The organism is Pseudomonas sp. 05N434, from assembly GCF_056396965.1.
In genome coordinates this window covers 1-2,138 of sequence record NZ_JBFTMK010000701.1, presented here as the reverse complement: position 1 = coordinate 2,138, position 2,138 = coordinate 1, and the positions used below count along the sequence as shown (strand labels likewise).

Genomic DNA, 2,138 nt, shown 5'->3' with positions numbered 1-2,138 from the left:
GTATCGAGTCCATGCCCAACGGGCAGGTCGTTTACAACATGTTCGGCGCGCTGAGCTCCGACTCCAGCCTGACCAACGTTGTGACTGAGATCAAAACCCTCGTCGACAACGTCCAGCGCGCCAGCGAAGCCTTTGAACGCTTCTTCAATTAATTATTCGGGAACAGGATATATCCAATGACTCAGTCCATCTGGAGCAAATTGTTCACCGCGCTGCGTGGCGGTGCCAACGAAGTCGGCGAATCGATCGTCGACCAACAGGCCCTGCGCATTCTCGACCAGGAAATTCGCGATGCTGACAGCGCGCTGGCCAACGCCAAGCGTGAGCTGGTCACCATCATGGCCAAGCACAAACTGTCGGCTGACCGCGTCAGCGAGTACAACGCCAAGATCAAGGACCTGGAATCCAAAGCCCTGGCCGCCATCCAGGCCAACCGCGAAGACTTGGCACTGGAAGTGGCCGAAGCCATTTCGACCCTGACCAATGAACTGGATGTCGAGCAAAAGCAGGCCACCGAATTCGGCGGTTACGCCGACAACATGCGCAAAGACATCACCAAGGCTGAAAACCGCATCAAAAGCCTGCGCCAGCAAGTGGACATGGCCAAGGCTCGTGAAAGTGTACAGAAAGCCCAGGTCAGCGCCTCGATCGCCAGTGGCGGCGCCAACGGCAAGCTGGAAACCGCCGTCGGTACACTGAACCGCCTGCAGGCCAAGCAGCAGCAACGCGCCGCTGAACTGCAAGCCCAGGACGAACTGGCCGATGCGTCGACCGGCACCGACCTGGAGCGCAAACTGCGCGAAGCCGGCATCACGCCGGACGAAGGCAGCGCCAATGCGATCCTGGAACGCCTGAAGAAAAAATCGGCCGAGTAAGCAATACCCCAGCAGAAAGGGCATTCATTGCCCTGATGCCAGTCAGTCAAGTGCACTGACCCTGTGGCGAGGGAGCTTGCTCCCGCTGGACTGCGCAGCAGTCCCTTCTTTTTGGGGATAAGAGGGGCCGCTTCGCGGCCCAGCGGGAGCAAGCTCCCTCGCCACAACTTTACTCAGTGCTTGTTCTATCTCTTAACTGGCAGGCATTAATTGATCGCCCTTCTTTACTGCCGAATTGAGGTCAAGGATGGATACCCTGAAGGGTTTCAAGACAGTCGCCGGCCTGGCCATCTTCATGGTTGCGCTGCAACTGCTCAATGTGGCGACCGGCTACAGCCTTAACGCCTTCGGCCTGGTTCCGAGAACCTTGCACGGACTGGTCGGCATCATCACCTCGCCTTTCTTGCACACATCCTTTGCGCACCTGAGTGCCAACCTGATTGCCTTTTTGATCCTCGGCACCCTGGTCATCGCCGAAGGGCTCAACCGGTTCATGGCCGTCAGCGCTATCATCATTTTGCTGGGCGGTTCGCTGATCTGGCTGTTCGGTTTTGCCGGCGTGCATATCGGTGCCAGCGGCTGGGTGTTCGGGCTGTGGGCGTATCTCCTGTCGCGCGCCTGGTTCCAGAGGAGCTGGAGCAACCTGATAACCGCCAGTGTCGTGGCCCTGCTCTATGGCGGGCTGGTTGTTGGCTTCCTTCCTCGCCGGGGCATTTCCTTCGAAGGGCATATTTTTGCTGCAATCGCCGGGTATATTGCAGCCAAGGTACTGTTATCTACGCCGCGCAGCAGGTTTAATGCCGCCCGGTAACCGCACTCGAGCACTTAGATGCCCGAGCGATTACGTCGCCAGGAATGAGCCCCCAAGGAGTCAGGGATGTAATGTCGATTTTCCTTTTATTGCGCGCGTACGCGGCGTCCTTCTTCCATCGGTTCGGCTGGGCAGGCCTGGCCATTGCACTGGGCGTGCACCTGACCACGGCCTGGCTGGGTCTGGTGCTTCTGGGCGAACAACACCTCACTACCCCCGCCACATTCACCTACTTCTATCTCACCACCACGCTCACCGTCGGCTACGGCGATCTTGCGCCACAGACAGCCGCGGGACGGATTTTCGTGGCTACCTGGGTCATGCTCGGGGGCATTGCGCTGCTGACGGCGGCCATCGGCAAAACCACCAGCAGTGTCATCGATGTATGGAGAAAAGGCATGAAGGGCAAAGGCGATTTCACCGGCAAGGTCGGCCATACCGTTCTCATCGGC

At 58.7% G+C, this 2,138-nt stretch carries 4 protein-coding genes; all 4 read left to right on the top strand.

The features are described from left to right. A partial coding sequence (locus AC1DLB_RS28275) for a DUF2170 family protein (RefSeq protein ID WP_477786113.1) occupies positions 1-152 on the top strand: 152 nt, incomplete at its 5' end. A 24-nt stretch (positions 153-176) separates the two neighbouring features. Next, the gene (locus tag AC1DLB_RS28270; protein WP_007933675.1) at positions 177-875 is read left to right on the top strand and encodes a PspA/IM30 family protein; all 699 of its coding nucleotides are present in this window, start codon (positions 177-179) and stop codon (positions 873-875) included. Between the two features lie 247 nt (positions 876-1,122). Then, complete coding sequence (locus tag AC1DLB_RS28265; protein WP_477744625.1) at positions 1,123-1,686, top strand: rhomboid family intramembrane serine protease; 564 nt, start codon at positions 1,123-1,125, stop codon at positions 1,684-1,686. Positions 1,687-1,757: 71 nt separating this feature from the next. Next, positions 1,758-2,138 (top strand): ion channel (locus tag AC1DLB_RS28260; protein WP_477786112.1); only part of this gene is annotated, 381 nt, incomplete at its 3' end.

What these genes read in the sequence shown, in the direction of transcription:
- AC1DLB_RS28270 (WP_007933675.1), top strand. Translation starts at nt 177, where the DNA reads ATGACTCAGTCCATCTGGAGCAAATTGTTCACCGCGCTGCGTGGCGGT.
- AC1DLB_RS28265 (WP_477744625.1), top strand. Translation starts at nt 1,123, where the DNA reads ATGGATACCCTGAAGGGTTTCAAGACAGTCGCCGGCCTGGCCATCTTC.